Source organism: Gammaproteobacteria bacterium, from assembly GCA_015709635.1.
Classification (GTDB): domain Bacteria; phylum Pseudomonadota; class Gammaproteobacteria; order Burkholderiales; family Nitrosomonadaceae; genus Nitrosomonas.
Window position 1 is genome coordinate 1,942,068 of sequence record CP054180.1, and the last position, 22,801, is coordinate 1,964,868.

17 protein-coding genes, 2 tRNA genes and 4 pseudogenes are annotated in these 22,801 nt (G+C 47.3%); 9 read left to right on the top strand and 14 right to left on the bottom strand.

Features of this window, described 5'->3' with window-relative positions; genetic code table 11:
- Positions 1 to 28 precede the first annotated feature (28 nt).
- Positions 29 to 104 (top strand) — tRNA-Phe (locus tag HRU78_09155).
- Positions 105 to 183: 79 nt separating this feature from the next.
- On the opposite strand, the gene HRU78_09160 is transcribed toward HRU78_09155, so the two are convergent.
- A complete protein-coding gene (locus HRU78_09160; protein ID QOJ23799.1) occupies positions 184 to 1,248 on the bottom strand; it encodes a site-specific integrase in 1,065 nt (354 codons plus the stop codon).
- A gap of 142 nt (positions 1,249 to 1,390) precedes the next feature.
- Between HRU78_09160 and HRU78_09165 the strand changes: the two are divergent.
- Both HRU78_09165 and HRU78_09170 read left to right on the top strand, forming a co-directional pair.
- Positions 1,391 to 2,495: pseudogene (locus HRU78_09165) on the top strand (site-specific integrase).
- Between the two features lie 43 nt (positions 2,496 to 2,538).
- Positions 2,539 to 3,374 (top strand): annotated as a pseudogene (locus HRU78_09170) (N-6 DNA methylase).
- A gap of 112 nt (positions 3,375 to 3,486) precedes the next feature.
- Here the strand turns inward: HRU78_09170 and mnmA are convergent.
- From mnmA to HRU78_09185, 3 genes are all read right to left on the bottom strand, one after another.
- Entirely contained in the window at positions 3,487 to 4,569 is a 1,083-nt protein-coding gene (gene mnmA / locus HRU78_09175; protein QOJ24994.1) for a tRNA 2-thiouridine(34) synthase MnmA, read from the bottom strand.
- A 4-nt stretch (positions 4,570 to 4,573) separates the two neighbouring features.
- On the bottom strand, positions 4,574 to 5,032 hold the full coding sequence (locus HRU78_09180) for an NUDIX hydrolase (GenBank protein QOJ23800.1): 459 nt from the start codon (positions 5,030 to 5,032) through the stop codon (positions 4,574 to 4,576).
- A gap of 128 nt (positions 5,033 to 5,160) precedes the next feature.
- On the bottom strand, positions 5,161 to 6,978 hold the full coding sequence (locus HRU78_09185) for a response regulator (GenBank protein ID QOJ23801.1): 1,818 nt from the start codon (positions 6,976 to 6,978) through the stop codon (positions 5,161 to 5,163).
- A gap of 255 nt (positions 6,979 to 7,233) precedes the next feature.
- Between HRU78_09185 and HRU78_09190 the strand changes: the two genes are divergently transcribed.
- Positions 7,234 to 7,323, top strand: a tRNA-Ser gene (locus HRU78_09190).
- A 107-nt stretch (positions 7,324 to 7,430) separates the two neighbouring features.
- Here HRU78_09190 and HRU78_09195 read toward each other — a convergent pair.
- Complete coding sequence (locus tag HRU78_09195; GenBank protein ID QOJ23802.1) at positions 7,431 to 7,943, bottom strand: DUF1993 domain-containing protein; 513 nt, start codon at positions 7,941 to 7,943, stop codon at positions 7,431 to 7,433.
- Positions 7,944 to 8,179: 236 nt separating this feature from the next.
- Here HRU78_09195 and HRU78_09200 point away from each other — a divergent pair, with 236 nt between their 5' ends.
- The gene (locus HRU78_09200) at positions 8,180 to 9,001 is read left to right on the top strand and encodes an ABC transporter permease subunit (protein ID QOJ23803.1); all 822 of its coding nucleotides are present in this window, start codon (positions 8,180 to 8,182) and stop codon (positions 8,999 to 9,001) included.
- Entirely contained in the window at positions 8,998 to 9,927 is a 930-nt protein-coding gene (locus HRU78_09205; GenBank protein QOJ24995.1) for an ABC transporter ATP-binding protein, read from the top strand. Before HRU78_09200 ends, HRU78_09205 begins: the two co-directional genes overlap by 4 nt.
- Before the next feature lie 72 nt (positions 9,928 to 9,999).
- Here HRU78_09205 and HRU78_09210 read toward each other — a convergent pair whose 3' ends face one another.
- From HRU78_09210 to umuD, 5 genes are all read right to left on the bottom strand, one after another.
- Positions 10,000 to 11,277, bottom strand: coding sequence for a Y-family DNA polymerase (locus HRU78_09210; GenBank protein ID QOJ24996.1), 1,278 nt, complete (start codon positions 11,275 to 11,277; stop codon positions 10,000 to 10,002).
- 74 nt (positions 11,278 to 11,351) lie between these two features.
- Positions 11,352 to 13,022 (bottom strand): group II intron reverse transcriptase/maturase, encoded by a 1,671-nt coding sequence (gene ltrA, locus HRU78_09215; protein ID QOJ23804.1) that lies wholly within the window; start codon positions 13,020 to 13,022, stop codon positions 11,352 to 11,354.
- An 86-nt stretch (positions 13,023 to 13,108) separates the two neighbouring features.
- Positions 13,109 to 13,414 (bottom strand): hypothetical protein, encoded by a 306-nt coding sequence (locus tag HRU78_09220; GenBank protein ID QOJ23805.1) that lies wholly within the window; start codon positions 13,412 to 13,414, stop codon positions 13,109 to 13,111.
- Between the two features lie 255 nt (positions 13,415 to 13,669).
- Positions 13,670 to 15,061, bottom strand: coding sequence for a GIY-YIG nuclease family protein (locus HRU78_09225; GenBank protein ID QOJ23806.1), 1,392 nt, complete (start codon positions 15,059 to 15,061; stop codon positions 13,670 to 13,672).
- Positions 15,058 to 15,675 carry a translesion error-prone DNA polymerase V autoproteolytic subunit gene (umuD, locus tag HRU78_09230; GenBank protein ID QOJ23807.1) on the bottom strand — a complete coding sequence of 206 codons (618 nt, stop codon included), beginning with the start codon at positions 15,673 to 15,675 and terminating at the stop codon, positions 15,058 to 15,060. The genes HRU78_09225 and umuD overlap by 4 nt, the downstream gene beginning before the upstream one ends.
- A 201-nt stretch (positions 15,676 to 15,876) precedes the next feature.
- Here umuD and HRU78_09235 point away from each other — a divergent pair, with 201 nt between their 5' ends.
- Positions 15,877 to 16,137 carry a type II toxin-antitoxin system ParD family antitoxin gene (locus HRU78_09235; GenBank protein QOJ23808.1) on the top strand — a complete coding sequence of 87 codons (261 nt, stop codon included), beginning with the start codon at positions 15,877 to 15,879 and terminating at the stop codon, positions 16,135 to 16,137.
- Positions 16,137 to 16,455 (top strand): annotated as a pseudogene (locus HRU78_09240) (type II toxin-antitoxin system RelE/ParE family toxin). The gene HRU78_09235 and the pseudogene HRU78_09240 overlap by 1 nt, the downstream one beginning before the upstream one ends.
- Before the next feature lie 257 nt (positions 16,456 to 16,712).
- Here HRU78_09240 and HRU78_09245 read toward each other — a convergent pair.
- A complete protein-coding gene (locus HRU78_09245) occupies positions 16,713 to 17,801 on the bottom strand; it encodes a hypothetical protein (GenBank protein ID QOJ23809.1) in 1,089 nt (362 codons plus the stop codon).
- Positions 17,802 to 17,961: 160 nt separating this feature from the next.
- Between HRU78_09245 and HRU78_09250 the strand changes: the two genes are divergently transcribed.
- A protein-coding gene (locus HRU78_09250) for an IS5 family transposase (protein QOJ24997.1) occupies positions 17,962 to 18,719 on the top strand; the annotation gives its coding sequence in 2 pieces (ribosomal slippage) (positions 17,962 to 18,277 and positions 18,277 to 18,719; 759 coding nt in all).
- 13 nt (positions 18,720 to 18,732) lie between these two features.
- Here the strand turns inward: HRU78_09250 and HRU78_09255 are convergent.
- From HRU78_09255 to HRU78_09265, 3 genes and pseudogenes are all read right to left on the bottom strand, one after another.
- Positions 18,733 to 18,906 (bottom strand): annotated as a pseudogene (locus tag HRU78_09255) (DNA methylase).
- 2 nt (positions 18,907 to 18,908) lie between these two features.
- Positions 18,909 to 21,959, bottom strand: a complete 3,051-nt coding sequence (locus HRU78_09260; protein QOJ23810.1) for a DEAD/DEAH box helicase family protein — start codon at positions 21,957 to 21,959, stop codon at positions 18,909 to 18,911.
- Between the two features lie 281 nt (positions 21,960 to 22,240).
- Positions 22,241 to 22,792, bottom strand: a complete 552-nt coding sequence (locus tag HRU78_09265; GenBank protein ID QOJ23811.1) for a hypothetical protein — start codon at positions 22,790 to 22,792, stop codon at positions 22,241 to 22,243.
- Positions 22,793 to 22,801: the final 9 nt, after the last annotated feature.

Sequence of the window (22,801 nt, forward strand, 5' to 3'; positions counted from 1 at the left end):
GATCCGTTATTACTGTTGCTTTCCAAATGGCCAAGTAGCTCAGTCGGTAGAGCAGAGGACTGAAAATCCTTGTGTCGGTGGTTCGATTCCGCCCTTGGCCACCAATTAAATCAAGTAATTATCATAGATAAGAAACTTGATTTAATTTTCTTTGTGTAATTCCTGTGTAATTCTGTCAGAGATTTATCCGATTTTTTTATAGCGGTTTTCTAACTTATCCATTGCAGCTTTGATATGCTCACCGTTCTGGTGTGCATACCGTTCTACCATGATCAAAGTCTTGTGGCCCGAAATACGTTTGACGGTCGGCAAATCAACACCAGCCTGAACCAAATGAGTGATAGCGGTATGCCTTAAGGTATGTCGCACCACTTCGTCGGGATTCAAACCTGCGGCAATTACGACACGCCTGAATGGTTTGCGAATATCCGCTGTGTGGCCTTCTTTTGCGGCAACCGAAGGAAATAGCCACTCGCTACCTATCGGCAGCGCAGCCATATATCCTTCGAGAAACTCAACCAAATGTTGGGTTATCGGCTGCAAGCGGGAGCCGCCTTTCGCTTTTGGAATGTAGATGGTGCATTGTTGCAAGTTTATGTGCTCACGTCGGATGCTCAAGATTTCCATGCGACGCATCGAGGTTTCAAGACCAATGATAATAAATGGATAAATTTGCGCATTCTGATCTTGTTTTGCGAATTCGATAAGATGCTTGATTTGATCAATTGATAAATACGTAATCCGCCCTTGCTCTTCTTTAAAGCGTTTGATTGTTGCTGGACGGCGATCAATCCAGCTCCACTCTATCGCTTTGTTGAATAAATGAGAAAGTGCCGCAAGTTCGCGATTTACAGTACCTGGACTGGTAGTTTTCTCCTGGGAATTATTATGCGATTTTCTGGCAGCACCGCCGCGAATGGCAATTTCCTGAAGCCGTTTCTTCTTATAGCGCTCAATATCGTAACCGCTAATTTTTGACAAAGGCATATCGCCAAAAAATGGCACTAAATGCAAAGAAAAGCGACGGCGTTTCATGATTAAGTCTTTACCATCCTCCTCATCAAGTTTTATGAGATACTTTTCAGCTGCAGAACGAAAAGACAAGGCCACCTTGCGACCCTTGGGCAGCGACAAGCGATTATGTTTTGCATCTTGCCGAGCTTTCTCTATAAATTCCTCTGCCTGCGTTCGTGTGGTTCCATCAGATTCGCGCCCGATAGCACGATGAATACGTTGTCCATCAACCATGATATTAACCGTATAAACACCATCACCATTGGCTTGGCGTTCAAAAGTTATGCCATGTTCACTGAGCTTTTCACTAGGAGCAAGTTAACAACGTGTTCTAGTCCTACCGTGAATTGTGATTTCTTTACAGGAACTGAAAGCCATGCACAGACACCATCCCGATAATGAAAGAATCAAACACAAATATTTTGCTTTTCTGAAAGAAGCGCTGCGCCAGAGCGAGCAAACAATTGACGGTGTAGCAAAGGCTATTGCCCGCTTCGAGGAATACAACAGATACCAGGATTTCAGGTCATTTCATCATCAGCAAGCCGTCGCTTTCAAGAAGCACTTGACCGAGCAAACCAACCAGCAAACCGGCAAGAAACTGAGCAAAGCCACGTTGCATTCATACTTGCGCAAACCTGAAAAAGTTTTTTGAATGGTTAGCCAGGGAACCGGGTTATAAATCGCGCCTGCAATATTCCGATGCAGAGTATTTCAATATCTCCAATAAAGACATGCGCATTGCTACTGCAAAACGCGGTAAGTCCATTCCAACCATTGAGCAAATCAAGCATGTCATTCAATCGATGCCGGATCAAACAGACATCGAGCGCCGCAACAAAGCACTCATCGCATTCACGTTGCTGACCGGCGCTCGGGATGGCGCATTGATTTCTATCAAGCTAAAGCATGTCAATCTAATCGATGGCAGTGTGTTTCAGGATGCGCGCGATGTCAGCACCAAATTCAGCAAAACTTTTATCACGTATTTCTTCCCGGTGGGCGACGATATCCGTCAGATCGTGGCGGATTGGGTGAATTACCTGAAAGAGCAAAAACTGTGGGGAAATGACGATCCGTTGTTTCCGATGACGGAAGTAGGTGTCAATGAAAATAAACAGTTTGGCGTTACCGGACTGAAGCGGAAGCATTGGAGCACAACTGCGCCGATCCGCAATATTTTCCGGGAGGCATTCAAAAATGCCGGACTGCCCTACTTTAATCCGCACAGTTTCCACGCTACCTTGGTCAATTTGGGCGAAAAGATTTGCAAATCGCCGGAAGATTTCAAAGCGTGGAGCCAGAATCTGGGGCATGAAGGCGTGATGACCACTTTCCTGAGTTATGGCCAGGTAGCAGAACACCGCCAAGGTGAAATCATTAAACAATTGGCGAAACCGCAACAGAATAACGGAACCGATATCCATCAACTTGCCCGGACCATGATGCAGCAGTTCCGTGATGTGGAGATAAACGTATAATGGCACGCTACACAACCGGATAAACCATCAAAACAACCACGCAATGACCGAAGAACAGCGCCGCCAGCTTCAGCAACAGCTTTGGAACATCGCCAACACCCTGCGCGGCAAGATGAATGCCGACGAATTCCGCGATTACATTCTGGGATTCATTTTTTACAAATATCTGTCCGAGAAAGTTGAGCGTTATGCTGATTCCCTGCTGGCTGACGACCATCTCAAATACGCCGAGCTGGATGAGCATACCGAAGACGGCGCCGAAATCGTTCAAGCGGTGCACGATGCCGCGGTCAATGAGCTGGGCTACTTCCTGAAACCTTCCGAGCTTTTTCATGCTGTGGCGATGAAAGGCAACAACCAACTGGATAGCGAAAACCTGGGGGATAGCCACAACTTCATTCTGGCCGATCTTGCCCGCATCCTCAAAAACATCGAGCAAAGCACGCTGGGCACCGATAGCGCGGATGATTTCAGCAATCTGTTTGAAGATTTGGATTTAACTTCTTCCAAGCTGGGCGCCACCGAGAAAGCCAAAAACGCGCTGGTGGCCAAGGTACTGGTGATTTGGACAAGATCGACTTCAACCTGGCCGATGGCACGGCGGACGTGCTGGGCGATGCGTATGAATATCTGATCGGCGAATTTGCTAGCGGCGCGGGTAAAAAAGCCGGTGAATTCTACACCCCGCAACCGGTTTCCACCCTGCTGGTCAGGCTGGTGGCTTGTGAGAACAAGAATATCCGCAAACTGTACGATCCAACCTGCGGCAGCGGTTCACTATTGTTGCGTGTCAAGCGCGAAGCTTGCGTTAAAAACCATTCAAACTATCCGCATCGCGTTAAATATCTTCCGCGCAATTCCATTTTGATCGAAATTTAACGTATGTTACGGCGTTTTTGCGGCATGTTTGCCTTATGAACAATTCGCAATTCATGAAATTTTAACTCAGTGAGAATTATTAAGTGCAACTAAGCATTGCAGTCATATATGTTCACTCAGCAATGATAATTCCTCCACCCAAACACACTTTGCTTTCATAAATCACAACGGATTGCCCCGGTGTTACCGCCCATTGATTCTGTGCAAAGTCTACTTGACAGTGATTCCGGGTTAATTGCGAGATGGCGCAAGGCGCGTCTGCTTGGCGATAGCGCGTTTTGGCGGCGTAAACCCAATTGCAATGCGGCTGTTTCCCGCTGATCCATGTCAGATCGGCGGCTTTTAGTGATGGGCGGAGCAGATCGGGGTGATCATGGCCTTGCACGGCAATCAATACATTCCGTGCCCTATCCTTGGCGGATACGAACCACGGCTCATCGCCGCCGTTGCGTGTACCGCCGATGCCCAATCCTTGCCGCTGTCCGATGGTGTAATACATCAACCCCACGTGATGGCCGACTACTTTGCCATCCGGCGTTTGAATTTCACCCGGTTCGTGCGGCAGGTAGCGGTTGAGAAACTCCCGGAAAGGACGTTCGCCGATGAAACATATGCCCGTACTGTCTTTTTTTGCGCAATTGGGCAGTTTCAATTCACGGGCAATCTGGCGCACTTCACGCTTATAAAGATGCCCGACCGGAAATAAGGTGTTGGCCAGCTGTGTTTGATTCAGGCGATACAAAAAATAACTTTGATCTTTGGTGCCGTCTTCGCCCTTCAGTAACTGAAACACGCCATCCACTTCGCGCACCTGAGCGTAATGCCCTGTCGCGATATAGTCCGCACCCAGTTTATGTGCATGATCGAGAAAAGCCTTGAACTTGATTTCGGCGTTGCAGAGCACGTCAGGGTTCGGCGTTCGTCCCACTTGGTATTCAGCAAGAAAATGTGAAAAAACCCGGTCTTTGTATTCAGCGGAAAAATTAACCACTTCAAGCGGAATATCGATGACATCCGCAACCGATACCGCATCGAGAAAATCCTGCCGGGAAGAGCAATATTCGTCGGTATCGTCGCCTTCCCAATTTTTCATGAACAAGCCGGTCACGTCATGTCCCTGCTGCTTCAGTAAGTAAGCCGCCACGGACGAATCAACCCCACCCGACATACCGACCACTACCCGGCATTTCTTCATTCCATCACGACTCATAGTGTGTCAGCAATTCTAACGGATAGCGTTTCCCAGCCAAATGATCACGAATACACTGCATAACCAGCGGGCTGCGGTGACGATCCTTCATTTGATTCACTTCATCCAAGCCAAACCAGGCCGCCCGCACGATACCGGTATCCAGCACGCGCTCGGGATCGTGGTGCGTTACGCGCCCGCCGAATGCAAAGCGGATATACGTGGTATCAACGCGCTGCGAATGCCAGTGATAAATTCCCACCAGAAATTCGGGTACAAAAGTATATGCAGTTTCTTCCAGCGTTTCCCTGATTGCTCCCTGAATAATCGATTCGCCCGGATCCAGATGCCCGGCCGGTTGATTGATAAACAAACCGGAACCCGCTTCCGGTTCTTCTTCGACCAGCAAAAACTTGCCATTTTGTTCAATAACGGCTGCAACCGTCACATTGGGTTTCCAGATTGTCATTTATTGCGCAAAAATATGAGTTATTAGGTGCTACCGGCTTATCCACCTTGGTTTAAGCTTTGCGTATTATCGCACTGTCAGCCCTAATTCTGTTGCGATCCAGAAAGAATTCTCGCAGTGCTCGTTGTTCAAGTCAGACGAATGGAAGAAAATTGCCGCAATACCTTATCCAGTTGCGCAACATCAAAGGGTTTACTGAGATGTCCATCCATGCCGGCAGCAAAACACTCCTGTTTGATATGATCTAGCGCGTGCGCTGTCAGCGCCACAATGGGAATGGGTGTTAAATTTTTCTGTTGTTCAAGCGCACGTATTCGCCGGGTCGCCGCGAATCCATCCATGACCGGCATGTTGCAGTCCATCAAAATCAGGTCAAAAGCGTGTGAAATGAATGCATCGATTGCTTCCGCACCGTTACCGGCCATCGTCACATCACAATGCAAATGTTCCAGCATTGCCTTGCTGACTAATTGATTGACGTCATTGTCTTCGACCACCAGAATGCGAGGACGACGGTTTACGTGAGTGTGCGGTTGTATTTGAGCCAATTCGATTGGTTTCGCTGCCGCATCGATCATTTCGTATTGCAGCGGAATACGCGCACAGAACGTGGATCCTCTGCCGATTTCGCTGGAAACGGTAATCGAGCCGCCCATCAGCGCCAGCAAATTACGGGTAATGACCAAACCCAGACCGGTACCGCGTATATGCTGCGTTGATTCGCCGACTTGTGAAAACTCCTGAAATAAGCGCGCCTGATTCTCAGTGGAAATCCCGATGCCGGTATCCGTCACGGTCAGTTCCAGTTCAATGCCGCTGTGATCGGGAATCTCGGTGCAATTTATCGATAACTTAATTTCTCCCTGCTGGGTAAATTTGAAAGCATTGCCAAGCAAATTAAATAAAATCTGCTTGATCCGATCAGGATCGCCGATCAGTCTGCACGGTAAGCTGCAATCGAAACGCACGGCAAAATTTACCGCGGTTTCCTTTGCCTTGGTGCGAAACAGCGAATGCACTTCATCAATCAAACCGGGCAAATCGAATACACGATTGACGACATTCAACTTGTGCGCTTCTATTTTGGCGAAATCAAGTATGTCGTCGATAATCCGCAGCAAGGTCCGCCCGGAATTGCGAATGACATCCAGATAATTGGTTTGTTCGGAATTCAGGGGGGTCATCGCGAGGATCTCGGTAATGCCGAGTACACCGTTCATCGGCGTGCGAATTTCATGACTCATTGCCGCCAGGAAAGCCGATTTTGCCTTATTGGCATTTTCCGCTTGTAGTCGCGCTTGTTCCAAATCAACTGCCTGTTTTTCCAACAACACCGCTTGCTGCCTTACCATCCAATAATTTTCATGTTGCAGCTTACCGTTATGCACGGAAAATACAAAATAAGCGAGCCCGATGACCAGCATAACCCAACTGCTATCATCGGGAATGAATAACACAAGACTGATCACACTCGGCAAATAAACCAATAGCGCAAAAACCAACATGAGACGGATACGCGGTGAAGTTGCCGCAATACCGCCCGCAATAAAGCCAACTGTAGAAATCACCGCCAGGATTGCGCCATTATCGATTGCACTAATCGATAAGAAAATCCAACTCAGGAAAACACCCCAAATGAAGGAAGTTGCAGTATAGACTGCTGCAATGGTGCGCTCGAGCTGTGATTGGTTGCTTAACTGTGCATTGACGGCTCGCTTATAAATTATTAACCGTATGATTGCTAAGGTAAGAAACGCCGCAAAGAAGATAACAACAGTTGGTTGTGTACGCAACACGGGCGATGTCAAAATGATAGCGCCACAACAAAGAACATAAAACATGCCCCCCCAGCGCATACGCCCTACCATATCTTGATTAGTACTGATACGTACCCGCTCAAGATTGGCTACTTCGGGATCTGACCATAAACTTTTGTTGCTCTTCAAAATACATTTATTCCCAGCAGGTTGGATTAGCCCGATCAATATGCCTATCGATGCCGATATGAACCGATATGAATTGAATAACTAAAACTCAATACCAACTCATAAAATCACACACCTTAAGTAAGGTAAATCTGAAATGGCTATCATAAAGAATAAACTAACTTACTTCCATCGATCACTTATTGAAGCAGCAAATAAGCACATATTAACTAGCCAAAAAGGGCACTAAAAGGTATGATGCGCACCTGAAGCAAGGGAGGTGTGGCCGAGCGGTTTAAGGCAGCAGTCTTGAAAACTGCCGTAGGGGTGACTCTACCGTGAGTTCGAATCTCACCGCCTCCGCCACGGATCCAGTATCCACGCTACTTTCAAGCACAGAAGACTTATATTCCCATCAATAGTACCATCAAAAAAATTTCGCTTACTGACTCTTTTCAAAGATAATAGCGGGCTTAAAAAGTACCCATAAAATCGCCCTTGCCAACTTCCAAGCCATTGTGCCGCAAAATTGCATAGACGGTGGTGACATGGAAGAAAAATTGCGGCAAACCATAGTTGGTCAGATAATTGTGGCCAAGCAGCTTTTTCTCTTTCGGTGTTCCCGGGCGTAACACGATTTCACGCGTTTCGCTGCCTTCAAATTGTGCAGGCGTCAGGCTCTCGATAAATAACCGAGTCTTACTTATTCGCGCTTGCAGATCGGCGAAAGTTTGTTCGTTGTCCTCATACACCGGTACTTCAATCCCTGCCAGCCTTGCCGACACGCTCTTGGCAAAATCAGCAGCGACCTGCACCTGGCGGATTAAGGGAAACATATCAGGATATAGTCTGGCATTTAACAATACGGCTGGCTCAAATTTTTTCTCGGTTGCGTAGGCTTCAGCTTTGGATAGAATAGCGCTTAAACTGTTCAATAGCTGTTTGAAAACCGGTACAGATGTTTGGTACATATAAGACGTGGTCATAAGTCGTTCTCAATTGGTTGATGGTTGTAATTGATAGATACCGGTACAAGTATCTCACATGATTATTTATGATTTGTGCGAACCATACTCACCGCCTGCCGTAGTGGGGAGTTAAATTTATTCTGGAATGCGTTTTGTCTTGGTAAATTTACGGCTGATAGGTGTGAGCAAGGTAAAATGGCTAGAATTCCCGATCAAGGTAAGCACTGGATTACAAGTGGAATATATAAAAAATAATGCAACCAAATTTCTTCAATCATCTGATACTCATCAGCGCATTTGAACTCAAAAGAGGTTTTGCTACCCGTAAAAGTATATTGCCGTTGGTAACCTTTGTAGTCGTTTGGTATTTCATTTTACTGTATCCAATACGATTTGCTGCTGAGCTGTTGGTTCAGGAAAAAGAATTACAGGCAGAATTCAGTTTCTTTGACTTGATTGGCTTTGGTTCAATACAGCATTGGCCCATCCCTGAATTCGGTGTATTTTGGCATTTTGCGCTAATGATATTCCCGATGTTGAGCATCTTGCTCGCAGCCGATCAAACCTGCTCTGATCGAGAACGTGGCACGCTACGCTTTATTGTCATACGTAGTAGCCGCGACCGTGTATTCTTTGGCCGGTTTATAGGCACTATGCTGATTCAAGCAGTATGGATCAGTGCAGCCACATTCAGTACCTTTATCCTTGCTTTGACCCGTGATGCTTCGCTTCTTACTTTTGCATTGCCGGATTTTCCAATCCTAATTCTTAACTTAATCTTGATCGTTCTACCTTTTACAACCATGATGGCTGCCCTATCCGCGCAAGTTAAATCTGCCCGGCAAGCAATCCTGTGGGCAATTCTGATCTGGATGTTTCTGGCTGGAATTATCAACAGTTTGGCTTACTATTTGCCTGCATTGGCTTTTCTAAGATGTTTGATCCCTGGCTATCAGTTATCTGATATGGCACAGCTGCCAGGATGGCAAACCCTGTCATTGATTTACATCCCTCTCCTGCAGAGCCTATTTTTGTTAACCATTGGGCGCTGGATAATGCTGAGGCAGGCATTGTGAATTCACGGATTATTCAATGCAAACAGCTAAACCATGTTTATTCAGGCAAAGCTGCGCTCACCGATGTCAGTTTTGAGCTGAATGCGGGCGAGCCTATCGGCTTGGTAGGCCCTAATGGAGCCGGAAAAACCACTTTACTGAATATCTTAGCTGGTTTCTTACATCCCACTTCCGGAACTGTTCGGGTCTTTGGTCACCCACCTGGTGCAACGCACCTCATTGGCAAAATCTCGGCATTGCCCCAGGACGCCCGACTAGACCCGAGCTTCACGTTAATAGAGCAGTTGGTTTTTTATGCGCGCCTACAAGGATTCTCTTCTCAACAAGCAAACCTGGAAGCCAGTCGGGTTTTAGAGATATTTGCACTCAAAGATGCCGCACATGAAAAACCTCAGGCGCTCAGTCATGGCATGGCTAAACGGGCGGCGATCGCGCAAGCGCTAATCGGCAAACCCGCATTGATCTTATTGGATGAACCGACTGCCGGACTTGATCCTGTCAATGCCCGAACCGTGCGATCAATTATTGCAGAACAATCGTCAGAAACAACCTTCATCATCAGTTCCCACAATTTGATCGAACTTGACCGGTTGTGCCAAGAAATTTTGTTATTGGAAAACGGCATTCTGCAAACCGAGAAATTAAGAATCAACGAGAAACAAGTTACCTCGCGATTTATCACTCTACAAATGGAAAACTGTCCATCATCGGAGGCAATGGCTAAATTCAGCGCTCTTGAAGGTGTCTTACAGGTCACCAATCCACAAAAAAATGAGTTTATCGTGGAATATAATCCTGATCTACAACCCAGCATGGATTTACAACTCATGCAATGTATCCGTGCCAATCGCTGGCAATATCGTCAGCTAAATCACGGCAAAACATTAGAAGAAAAACTTTTTCCTAGCGATTCACAGCATCCATAGTTAAGCCGCATTGAAAATATTGCATATTGATGAGCACTCTTTCCCGAATGATGTATTCACGACAAGCGTTAATCAATTCATAACACAGATCAACTCATCCCAGTTCGTCGTATAGTTGGGGCTTTTATTTCCCTGTTTCATCTTCCAGGGCTGCTTGAATCCCTCGGATGCGAGTTTAATCGTACCCCGGCCCATACGAGCATTGATATGATCCATGACGCTCATCAATTTGCCAGATTGAGTATCTGCTGCCGATATTGAACCAAAGAGATCCAGTTGCCGGTATTGTCGAGGTACCAGTTCAGATAGCATCACGCTTGCTTTTTGATATTTGTAACCACGGCGGTAAATCTTGCGTAATCCCCAAATTGCAATCTTAGTCAGTAATCTTGTATCGTCCGTTTGTCTTGGCAGTGCAATCGTCATACCGTTGGCATAATACGGTTCCTTTTCATTGAACGGACTGGTGCGGATGCTAATGTGCACCGATCCGGCATAGGATTGTTGCCGCCTTAGCTTTTCTGCTGCGCGATTGATGTAGAGCGATACTGACTCTTCCAGGCTGGCCAGATCGGATACCGGAATGCCAAACGAGCGGGAACTGACGATTTGCTTTTTCGGTGGATTGATTTCTTCCAGTTCGATACAGGCAGTACCATTGATTTCGCGAATGGTTTTCTCCATCACGACCGAGAAACGGGTACGCATTTGCGATGGCTGCGCTGTTTTGAGATCCAGCACGGTTTTGATGCCGATTTCATGGAGTTTGGGTGCAAGCCGCCTGCCAATACCCCAGATCTCCCCTACTTCTATTTTGCTGAACCAATCTTCTTGTTGCTGAGGCGATAAGCTATTGAGATCGCACACACCATTGAGCTCAGGATTCTTTTTGGCCATGTGGTTAGCAAGTTTAGCCAGTGTCTTGGTCGACCCTATGCCAACACACACCGGCAATCCCGTCCATTGCTTGATGCGTTTCCGGATTTTCTGCCCATAACCGGTATGGTTGTGTCTTTTAAATCCGGTAAGATCGAGAAAGCATTCATCAATCGAGTAGATTTCCTGCTCGGGGCTGAACATGCCTAAAATGCTCATGACGCGATTGCTCATATCCGCATACAGCGCATAGTTCGATGAATAGGCGATAATGCCGTGTTTTCTGGTTAAATCTTTCAACTGGAACCACGGTTGCCCCATTTTGATACCCAATGCTTTGACTTCATTGCTTCTCGCGACCGCGCAGCCGTCATTATTGGATAGTACGACAACCGGCTTGTCTTCCAGCTTGGGATTGAATACCCGTTCACAACTGACATAGTCGAGTAGGCAGACGCCGTTACCGGCGTCCACCCCTCTAAGAACGGTACGTGATAGTTTCCCATCATACCGCTCAAGCCTTTGTAACGCCCAGTGAGGACGCAGTTTCACACGATACGGGCTTGCCAATGAACTTGCCTGTGGCAATTGGGATGCAACAGTACCCGATTATCCAATCCATCGGAACCACCCAAGGACCGCCAAACAGTGTGATGGCTGTGCCACCCCGTTTCTTTGGTGATTTTCTGACCGCAAACAGGGCAGATACCGGCCTGCCGATTCCACAGATAAAGCAGTTGCCGTTTCCCCTTCAGGTTTGCCTGCATCGATTGAGCAATACGCTGTTCGAAGTAGGTTTCCCATGCAGGATCATACGGATTGGCTTGCCCCTTGATTTTGATATGGCGACGGATCGGTATGCGTGCCGCTTTTTCCAGTTGATTAAGGCGGACGGTGCCATCCTCGCGGATACTGTACCCTTGAAATACCCAATGATCATTTTGCCGGATGCCAAAATACTTCCTTCTGATCCAACGTTTGGATCGATGGGGATGTCGTCTTAGCGCCCAGCACCACAAACAACGAAAGACGGCGCTATCCACTCTGGAAAAGATACGCGAACTCACCACATGGTGATAATAATTGGCCCAACCGCGAATAAGCGGGTTGAGATAGGCGATCAAATCGCCCGCCGATGTAGCTTTGTTCGCCTTGATGAGCGCTCTGACTTTGTTCAGGAATGTCCGCACATTCCGTTTGGCTGGTTTGATAAGCAGCTTGCCACGGTATTTGCGAATATTGTACCCGAGAAAATCAAATCCCTCGTCAATTGAGGTGATGTGTGTCTTTTCCTCGGACAACACCAATCCTCTTTCGGCGAGGAATCGCTCAACAAAGGGTTTGACTTCCAGTTCCAACAGTTCCTTGGTTCTGCCGGTAATAATGAAGTCGTCCGCATAACGCACCAGATTGACCAACGGTGCTTGACCATGACTCGGTTTAGGAAAAGCGGTTTTCAATGCGCGTTCCAATCCATCGAGTGTCAAATTGGCGAGCACCGGTGAGCAAATCCCACCTTGCGGTGTACCTGCTTCGATGGGGTACAGTCTGCCATGCTCCACATATCCCGCTTTCAGCCATTTCCCTAAGATGGTTTTGTCCATGGGTACATGTTTCAGTAACCAGTCATGACTAATCCGGTCAAAGCAGGCTTGAATGTCGCCTTCCAGTATCCATTGAGCACAGAATTTTCGCCCCAATACAGTGAAACATTGTTCAATGGCATCGGCTGCCGAGCGCTCTTTTCTGAATCCGTAGGAATTGGGATCACTCGTGGTTTCCGCGATGGGATCGAGGGCCAGCAGGTAAAGTGCCTGCATAGCCCGGTCTTTCATCGTCGGAATACCGAGCGGACGCAATTTGCCATTGCTTTTTTTGATATAGAGGCGTCTTAGCGGAGCTGGTCTATATCCCCTTTGCTTGAGTGTCAGTACTGCCGTCATTTTACTTTCAGGGGTATCCCAAAGTCGCCGATCTACCCCTGAGGTTCGTCTACCCGTATTTTCCGTCACCCGCTTCACGGCCATGACGCGACCGCTAAACGAGCGAGTCAGTAGATGTTGCAAGGCTTTGACCCCGCCCCATCGTCCTTCCTGTGTTGCTTTCACGATACGCGCCTGAAGCCGTTGCACATTGCGATGAACGGCGCGCCAATCGATGGCGTGCCATTGCGTCGTATTGCGGGAAATCGCACCAGCCTGTAATGTCGAAGCTGTCATCTGCTTTATTTCCTGAAACGGTTAGTCATGCTTTCTCGTGATCAAAGACCTGGTGGAAGTCTGCCTGCTTTCGCAGGGGATAACGTTTAAATCCCTATCCAATCGATTACAGATCGGCGTTCGCTTTTTCCACCTTCCTCTACCCGCAACCCGGTAGCGAGCCTTGCGGCCGCGCCATCCTCAAAGAGGAAAGTTACGGGCTTACCGTGTTCCACTTGCTTGACCGCAATAGATAGCTTAGGCTCCTTCTTTCCGCCGGTGGTGTGAATGCCCATGACGGGAGAAACTTCAACTCCCGTACCCACCACGTTGCCTTTTGGCTCAAGCCTTTCAGCACCTTTGGCTTGTTCGTTTATAACAGCGTTTATCAAAGATTCACATACGTTAGCCATACTATCCGACCCTAGCCCTTATCTACCTCGATGCTGGCAGAACTCCTTACCTTCACAGGATCAGGAAAACCTTTCGGTTCAGGATACGTTGTCAGAGTGCTTAACACGAGTCGTTACCTTCTCGCGCTTCCTCTTAGGGTACGGCTGATGGGACAACCGGTTCTGTCCGTCTTCTCACGTCAGAACATTCAAGCAAGCGACTTTCCACGTCGCACAAAATTGTTGACGTCGATTAACGCGATAGAGCGGTTATGCTTATCCATGCAATGCGATTACTTCAACATCTTTGCGATTCAGGAATTTAAGCAGATAACGGTAAGTATCCCGGTCAAAACACGGCTGTGCTGATAATTCCTCTAATTCCCGATGATCCTTGACGCTCCCCAGATGGCACCACTGGTCAAAGACGTGTATTTCTGTGATGTCGTAGTGCGGGTTATGCTCCTTGATGCCGATACGGCCAGCATACGGCCAAGTCAGTAGCTTGTGATGACTTAATGCCGTGAGCAGGCGCAGCCAGTGTGATTCGGCGGATTCTTTTCCAGCACATAAGCCTTTGCAGTGTTTTAACTGATGCGCAAAACACACACCGGAGCCTTTTTCCAATCCCAATGTCTTATCGCATAGTCCGTATTCGTCAGCCAGCTTGTTTAAAACCTCCACGGCCTGCCGCTTGGTTTTGAAAGTGCCATAGACATTTTCTGCGGCACGCCAGTCGATGTCGCTGTCATTGATCAAGGTCATCAGTGGTTTGGCATTGGGGTCGCTCGATACTTGCCAGGCACAGAGTTGCCGCTCGCGTCTAAGCTGCCGGTTATGGATGGGTTGATTTTCCTTGATCAGGCGCGATTCCAGTAGCAGTGCGCCCAGTTCTCCGCTGGTGATGCGGTATTCAACCCGTTTGATTTCCTGTGCAATGCGCATTTCCTTGGCTGAGCTATGATCGCCCTGGAAATGGTTGAATACACGGGAGCGCAATGAAACGCTTTTGCCGACATACAGCAATGCGCTATCGCCGTGGAATAAATAAACACCACAGGTTTCTGGAATGGTATGGATATCCAGGTGATCGAGTCCCGTTGGGGTCGCTTGCTGCTTCAGCAGTGTTTTGACGGTTTCCTGTACGGTTGATTCGCCGAATTCGCGGATCGCAACATCAATGAATGCCGCCATCATTTCCGTATCGCCCATGGCGCGGTGACGCTGGGTACAGACTAACTGAAACCGCTCAATAATGGCGTTGAGGCTATGTGAATGATGCTGCGGATAGAGTTTTCTGGAGAGTTTGACCGTGCATAGCAGTTTCTTTTGGAAAGTAATGCCGATGCGCTTGAATTCGTTTTTGAGAAAACCATAATCGAAACGCACATTGTGCGCGCACAATACCGCCTGATCGAGCCATTGCAACAGTGTTTCGCACACTTGAGCAAAAGTAGGCGCATGGTCGACCATGTCCTGGGTGATTCCCGTCAGCCGCTGAATGAAGGGTGAGATACTGACTTCCGGATTGATGAGTGTATTCCAGCGACCGACTTCGATGCCGTTTTCGTAACGGATCAAACCGATTTCAGTGATGCGATCCTGGGTTGGCGTGGCTCCTGTCGTTTCCAGATCCAGCAATACATAACACGGCAACAGTGTACTCATTTAAAACGGCGGAACGATCCTATCACGACGCCAAAAATCTCAAACTGCGTATCCGGGCGAATGTAAATGGGTTTGTAAGCACCTGAAGAATTGGCTGGCATCAGCCTTGGCATTTTGTTCGCGCCGTGATCAAGGATTTTAATGGTAAATTCCCGATCCACCACAGCCAGTACAATATCGCCGATACCGGGCGTTTTAGAGCGATCCACCACCACTTTATCGCCCGGCAACAGACCAACGTCGATCATCGAATCTCCCTTGATCGTGACGAAGAACGTCGACGCTGCATGGTCGATCATGAATTCGCTGATATCCAGGCGCTTCTCGACATGATCATCGGCTGGACTGGGAAAGCCCGCCGCCACCTTGGTGGAAAACAATGGCAATAGCGTAGGTTGTTCACTGATCGCAGGTGTAAAAAACTCATCCAATTGGATTTCTGCGATAACATTCTCTTCCACAGCTTTCGCTCTTTTGCGTTGCAAAGCTTCCAGAAAGCTTTTGATCGTTGCCGTCTGGCTTTGCGGTATGCGCATTGTTACTGTCGATTCGCCATATTTACCCTGGCCAGCTGGCCTGCCTGCATTTTCTCTTTTCCCGCCACGATTGGACATGTTTGAATGCTCCCATATTTGATATATGTATCAGTATTCAAACACACCAATTGTGACGATGTCAAATTGCAAGATAATGACCCAGAAGATCTGATAGTGATAACAACTTCTAAATTTGTAATCGAAGTGTTCAATATGGCAACAATTGCCATTTTATGCTATTAATGGCAAATTACACAGCAAGATAAAGAGGATTTACCCATGCAAAGTATGAATATTTCTCTGCCCGACCCTCTGAAACAATTTGTGGATGGACAGATCGCCCAAGGTCGCTATAGCAGCGCCAGCGAGTATATTCGCGAATTGATCCGTGCTGATGAAAAACGCAAAGCGGAAGAACAACTTGAAGCCAAGTTGCTGGAAGGATTGAGTAGTCAGGAAAGTGAATTAACGGCGGAAGATTGGAGCGATATTCGCAAAGAAGCCTTAGCTAAGCTCGAAGCCAGACAAAAGCAACGCTGATGCCTAAAATCTATCAACGCGCAGCAGCCCGGCGCGACTTGGTAGAGCATTTCGTATCTCGTCGAAAATGCCAACCTAGAAACAGCAGAACGCTTTCTGGCACAAGCAGAGGCCAGTTTCAATGTTCTAGCTGAGCAACCTCTGATCGGCGCACCATTATCACTGCAAGACCCCGTGTTAGCAGGCATGCGCAAATGGCCAGTTGGGGGCTTTGAAAATCACCTAATCTTCTACCTTCCACATCCTAACGGCATATCAGTCGTGCGAGTACTGCACGCCGCCCGTGACTGGTGGGGTTTACTGGGGATCAAAACTTAATTCAAACGGGAGAACAAAGATTGCCAGGCCCTTGAAAAAAATCCGCAAATGACCGGCGGCAGCTCATTTCCTTCAACTAGCGATAAAATAAATTATCGCTAGTCAGCAAAAATTCCCCCAGCAAAATTAGAAACAACAATTTCCAGCATAAACCCAACCAATGCCTACGATGCGAGTCATTCTGGCAAATCGGGTCATGACCTAATTGACATTAAAATCATGACTCAATCCATCAAAATACTACTTAGGCAGTCAATTTAGCTCTTTTTAGCCGCAACTTTCTGCCTAGGTAGCGCCAGCTCCTCTTCTATCATCCATTCGGGTGCCGAATTAATCACTTTACTGGGCGCTAACACTTTTGTCAGTGGAATTACGGTACCTTCAGCCTGATTTGGGCAATTCAGATCGAAACCTAATTTTCTGAAATCACTTTTATGGCGCCTAAGTGTACGTGGCAGATAAATTAGGGATAAATCTTGACCACCTTTATGTAATGCCCATACTGGCCGCAAGCGGGATGGTAATCGCGATAACTCCTCTTTTGTCACGGGGCCCGATGTAATATTAAGAAACTTTAATTTACCCATATACTTATCGAATATTCTCACAGCAGTTTGATCATCCCATGCGCTAACTTTGTCTAACTGAAGTTTTCGTAATTCTCTCGCCTTTAACCTGAGTTCGATTCGGATAATACATTCACTATCCTTAAGCAATCTTTCTCTAAATGGTTGACCAATATAACGTTTCTGCTTGCGCATTTGCGGTCCTTTTGCATAGAAGCAAATCGAAAATTCCTTACCGTCCCTGGGTGACCAATACACTGTTGTGCCATTTGTTTTTGTTGATCCATGCTCACCCAGCTGGCGGCGAATTTGCCGCAGAATATCTACAGCCTTCGCTTCACTTTCGACCTTGATATTGACGGCCAAATCGACGCGTTCAAGGGTGATATCACCATTTATCCATCGCTGGCGCTGTTCTTCCGTTGTTTTTATTTTAAATGCCTTACATACTCGTCTTAAAGCATCAAGAGCAGCGGCTTGCATATCTGATGAAGTATAGACATTTTGGCCATGCATAAACGCATACGGAGACCCACTAATGGATAACTTTTTGCCAAATTTCATTGTTCTAACATGCAGAAAATGAGTGCCATGTTCTCCTGGCAAAGGGACTCGATTCTGATAAGTTTCTAGGATTTCCCCATCTTCGCTAGTCAACCTGGCCGTAGTTGTTTTAGGAAGAGTGAACGTATTTTCATGGTCGTCCTTAACGAAAAATTTAACCGTATCAATATTGATTAACAAATTACGTTTATTTGGCCTAACCGGCTTAATTGACATATTTTGCCCATTTGTCTTATGCGGTCTATTTGGCCTAACCTGTTTATCTTGCCTATTTGACCCTATAGACTTATTTGGCCGAGTTGTTTGGGTATCCCTATCAGATTGACCTGATTTGACTGTTCTAGGGCCTGTTAACACTATTTGATATAATATGGTGATGGAAATCACCGAAACTCAATATCAACAGATCGAACACTGCATGCCGCGCCAGCGTGGCAATGTCAGTCATTCCAATCTACAAATTCTCAATGCTATTCTGTATGTTACCGAGCATGGTTGCAAGTGGCGCGGACTACCCAAGCGTTTCGGTAATTGGCATACCATCTACACTCGAATGAATCGATGGGCGAAAAGCGGCGTGCTTCAAAAAGTTTTTGAGCAGCTGCAGCATCAACAAATCATTCGCATCAAGATTGAAGCCGTTTCGATGGATAGCACCAGCATCAAAGTGCACCCTGATGGTACTGGTGCATTAAAAAAAACGGCCCGCAATCCATCGGCAAATCCCGAGGTGGCTGGACCACTAAAATTCATCTGGTTGCCGCAGATACCAGAACAGCCATAACTTTTTCCTTATCTCCGGGGCATACACATGACGCACCGGAAGGACGACAACTCCTGTTAGCACTCGGCCCCGTCTCTTCTCCTACTCATCTGCTGATGGATCGCGCTTATGAGGGTGATCAAACCAGACAGCTTGCATTGGAGCTCGGTTATATCCCGGTTGTCCCACCCAAAACTAATCGGCTGGAGCTCTGGGAATATGACCGCGCCATGTACAAAAAACGCAATGAGATCGAAAGATTATTCCGCAGACTCAAGGGATTCCGTCGAATATTCTCCAGATTCGACAAACTGGATGTCATTTTTCTCTCATTCATCCATTTCGCTCTCATCGTCGAAGCACTTAGGTAGTGTTAACAGGCCCTAATTGCGGGTCAAGGTCACGATTACGGCGCTCGTAAGCCACACGGATTGAGCTTTTGTCTTTCTCATGCAGTACCGCTTCATATTCCGCCGTGGGGATATTCTTGCGTGAGGCTTCATCATGGGTCAGGGTTTCAACCTTTTTCTTGGCCTGTGGTTTATCTGCTTTTGCCATTGTTATTGTCCTTTCCCCATTGCCTCTACAATCATTTTTTCAAAATGCTCCTCGACCTTTTTCTTGAAGTCGTGCTCCATTTCAAATACGTCCGCGAATTCGACAAATGCCCAGCGTCCAAAGCTTTTCAGGTTATTCACGCCTGGGACCCAATAGGTATCCATCGTGAGTTTCTTTTCCTTGGCATCTTCGCGGCGATAACCTTTAATTTCGACGATCATATTCAAGGGATCGTCTTTACCATCGTTAATCTGAACAATGAAATCCGGTCTGTATTTTCGAGTTTCCGATCCATAACGATATGGAACTTCCAGCCCCAGGCTGTGGTTCTTAACATAGGAAATAACCTGCGGGTGCGATTCCGCCACGCGGCAGAATTCGCCTTCCCAATCGCTATCCAATATCACCCAGTTAATGTGCGATTTCAGCGGACTGGTTTCCCAGCGATCCGTCTTGGAGGTATTGAAGTTAACGTTTGTCGTCGAACCCGTAGGATTATAGGGATCGAGCAAGGCTTTTATTGGGCGATTCTTGTTCTGTTCAGATAGCGTGATCGCTGCGGTAATCCTGTTACTAGCCATGTCAGCCAGTTCTTGGTACATGAGCTGCGCAGGATATGTGCCGCCTTTGCAAACAAGACAAGTATCAAGCCACTGCTTCGTAATACGTTTGAGCTGGCCGAATAAATGCATTTTTGGCTCTTCACCTGGATCACGCCACTTGGTATACAGCAAGCGCTGTGTCAAATGAAAAAGAAGCGTGGAATGGCGCAAATCGCCAGTATGTACAAGATTCAGGTCAACTGCTTCGCCAATAATCCCTGAATTTTGCGTAACAGACGGGCCGACCAAATCCGGTGTCAGCACAAGAACGGAATCATTATTGAATTCTGCTGTGAGCCTTTCGTCTGGCAGCTCTACCCGGTAGCCCGTTACGCGAGGGAAACGGATTTCCAAGTGATCGCGCTGTGGACGCACGGCCTTAACGTGAATGGTTTTTCGCGGTGGTAGGGGCGGCGCAACGACTGGTTTGGCCGTAAAGTCGAATGGAATACCCAGCACATCGGCATATTCGACGTTGAACCGGTTTTCTTCATTGAGCTCATAGGATTGCCGACGCAGGGCGCGACCAATCACCTGCTCACAAAGCAACTGCGTTCCAAATGCCCGAACGCCGAGAACGTGGGTTACTGTGTTCGCGTCCCAGCCTTCGGTGAGCATGGACACGGATACCACACAACGGATATTGCCTCCCAGTGCCCCATATTTACCGACGGTGTTCATGACCTCGCGGAGCAAATCCTGGTCGGTCAGATTATCAGCAGCACGTTGATCGCCTGTCCGCTCGATGATTTCACGGCGAAAACGGTCGATTTCATCAGATGCCATTTCGCGGAAACTGGTATCCAGTGCTTCGCCGGATTCGAGTTGTTCGCTGTCTATCAAGAGCGTGTTTGGTCGAGCTAAAGGTTCGCCGTGCTCATCAAAATTTCGGAATAATTTCAGACGTCCGTTTTCAAATCCCGTTGAACCATCTTCGTTTATTGGGCGGAATCCTGAAATATAGTCATAGACCAGCTTGGACGTTGCCGTGTTGTTGCAAACAACAATGAAGCACGGCGGAACTTTGATACCTTCCTTATCCCAGAGCGTGAACGTTTTTTCGTAATGTCCATATAAAGCTTCGAGCGCCGTTTGCAATTCGACCGGAATGCTTAATGGATCAAGTTGTGCGCCTTTGCCCCGGCCTTTCTTTGGCATTTTTGGGCCGATATGTTTCCACAGCTCCCTGAATTTGGGCATTTCAGCGCCGGGGATATTGTCAGCCACAGGAACACGGGGCAATTTCACAATGCCGCATTCAATAGCATCCATCAGGGAGAAGTCGCTCATTGTCCAAGGAAACAGTGTTCCTTCGGCATAACCTGAACCGCGCAGGAAAAATGGCGTCGCAGACAAATCAGTGATGCGATTGATGCCGAGATTTTTGGCAACGATTTCCAGTCCGTTAATCCAAAGGCGGGCTGCCTCCAGATTGCTTTCTGCTTCCTTCTTCTCGTCGGAAGTTAAATCACCTTCTTCATCATCACCTGACTTTTCACGGTAACAGTGGTGCGCTTCGTCATTGAGCACCATGATATTTTTTATGCCCATCAACTCAGGCATGACGCGCTGGATCATCTGGCCTTCTGTTTCAAGAGTGTTCAAATCTTCGCCGCGTTTACCCTTCAGTAAAGCTCTACCCCCGGCAGATATTTCAACGCGCTCGCGCAGCTTGAACGCGTGATAGTTGGTGATGACAATCTTTGCCCGCTCCAAATCGGCAAGCATATCGTTTGGAACGATCTCACGGTTTTTGTAGTAGCTGTCCGGGTCATTGGGCTGCAACACCCGTAGGCGGTCTTTGATTGTCAGACCTGGAGCAACAATCAAAAAACCTCTGGTAAATCTCTTGCTGCTGGGCTGGCGAACCGCATTGATCGTTTGCCATGCAATGAGCATGGACATAACGGTGGTTTTTCCTGCTCCCGTCGCAAGTTTGAGTGCTAAGCGCATCAGACCGGGGTTGGCGTCAGCATTGACATTGTCGAGGTAATCAAGAAATTTTTTTCCTCTGGCACCAAGCTTTGGCGCTACTTCCGTCAACCAAATTGCAACCTCAACTGCTTCGACCTGACAAAAGAAGGGGCGAATACCATTGAATTCATGATGTCGCCAATGCTTCAATAGTCGCGCGGTATCGGGCGTCACCATCCAGTCACGTTCGCTAGGTAGCAAACGCCAAGCATCAATATGGCTTCTCAGTTCATTGATAATGGAAATCGGATCGTATTTTTGGCGTCCTTCTCCCCCCAGCCCCATGCTTTCATCAAATAGTTCTTGGGACTTGGTTTCTTTGTGTTTCTTAGGCTTGGGAATGGGAGTGATGAACTCTGCGCGGCGGCGAGAATTTACAATATTTTGGGTCGGAAGACCTTCCACCATTTCCCAGTGAGCTGCTGGGTATTCGTAGGGCGAATTCAGGATTGGTTTCTTAAAAAACGCATCAGACATGGTTATTAGTTATTTCCTACAGGGGCTGTTAATTCTAGTTTTCTCTCACTCGCCGCGCTCCAGTGTTCTGCACCACTACGCCCTGGTCACGCCATTCGTGACTGTATCACGCATTACGCCGAGATACCCCAACATTAAGCTAAGGTACTTTTTCTTAATTACCCCTAAGATAATATAATCATGTTGGTTAAATTTTGAACACAAAAAAGCGTAAATCATAGATTAGCTATAAGGAGAATATAGGAAAATCCCTCAGGGTCATCTCTGCTCCCGTTATTTTTCTATATAACTAACAACAAATAAGTCATCGTCGGCCACAAGGTATACAGCTCACGGTTTTCCGTTTCTATGGTGCAACGATCCCGGGCAATCTGCCTGATCCCCGATGAGTCCGATAGAATCAGCGCATTGGGTGTAATCTTTCTGACACAAGTCCAGTGTTTAATGCGGCCGCTCAGACTGATAATGACCGCCGAATCCGGTTGGCTCAGGTGTTCGGTCAGCTTTTCCCAGTATTGATCCAGTGTCACATCATCGGTATCGAACGCGCTTTGTTTGCGTAGTTTGCGATTCTGGTACTTCTTTACCGATTTGATGGCGATATCAATGAAACCACCCTTGGCGTCAATATCACTAAAGCCCCAAATCAGCGCATCTTCCAACAGATCATGCTTGGCCAAATATCCGATCAGGTTTTTATATAAAACTCTTCGCTGACTGGCTTTATGTTTTAGTTTGGGGTCATAGTGAAATTTACCAATGACAATCTCGGTTGCATTCATCACTGAATATACGCCACACAATCCATCAATACTGCCTTGCCGGATAGGCATGATATGCTC

What these genes read in the sequence shown, in the direction of transcription:
- HRU78_09160 (QOJ23799.1), bottom strand. Translation starts at nt 1,248, where the DNA reads ATGGTTGATGGACAACGTATTCATCGTGCTATCGGGCGCGAATCTGAT.
- mnmA (QOJ24994.1), bottom strand. Translation starts at nt 4,569, where the DNA reads ATGAAGAAATGCCGGGTAGTGGTCGGTATGTCGGGTGGGGTTGATTCG.
- HRU78_09180 (QOJ23800.1), bottom strand. Translation starts at nt 5,032, where the DNA reads ATGACAATCTGGAAACCCAATGTGACGGTTGCAGCCGTTATTGAACAA.
- HRU78_09195 (QOJ23802.1), bottom strand. Translation starts at nt 7,943, where the DNA reads ATGACCACGTCTTATATGTACCAAACATCTGTACCGGTTTTCAAACAG.
- HRU78_09200 (QOJ23803.1), top strand. Translation starts at nt 8,180, where the DNA reads ATGCAACCAAATTTCTTCAATCATCTGATACTCATCAGCGCATTTGAA.
- ltrA (QOJ23804.1), bottom strand. Translation starts at nt 13,022, where the DNA reads ATGACAGCTTCGACATTACAGGCTGGTGCGATTTCCCGCAATACGACG.
- HRU78_09220 (QOJ23805.1), bottom strand. Translation starts at nt 13,414, where the DNA reads ATGGCTAACGTATGTGAATCTTTGATAAACGCTGTTATAAACGAACAA.
- HRU78_09225 (QOJ23806.1), bottom strand. Translation starts at nt 15,061, where the DNA reads ATGAGTACACTGTTGCCGTGTTATGTATTGCTGGATCTGGAAACGACA.
- umuD (QOJ23807.1), bottom strand. Translation starts at nt 15,675, where the DNA reads ATGTCCAATCGTGGCGGGAAAAGAGAAAATGCAGGCAGGCCAGCTGGC.
- HRU78_09235 (QOJ23808.1), top strand. Translation starts at nt 15,877, where the DNA reads ATGCAAAGTATGAATATTTCTCTGCCCGACCCTCTGAAACAATTTGTG.
- HRU78_09245 (QOJ23809.1), bottom strand. Translation starts at nt 17,801, where the DNA reads ATGTCAATTAAGCCGGTTAGGCCAAATAAACGTAATTTGTTAATCAAT.
- HRU78_09260 (QOJ23810.1), bottom strand. Translation starts at nt 21,959, where the DNA reads ATGTCTGATGCGTTTTTTAAGAAACCAATCCTGAATTCGCCCTACGAA.
- HRU78_09265 (QOJ23811.1), bottom strand. Translation starts at nt 22,792, where the DNA reads ATGCCTATCCGGCAAGGCAGTATTGATGGATTGTGTGGCGTATATTCA.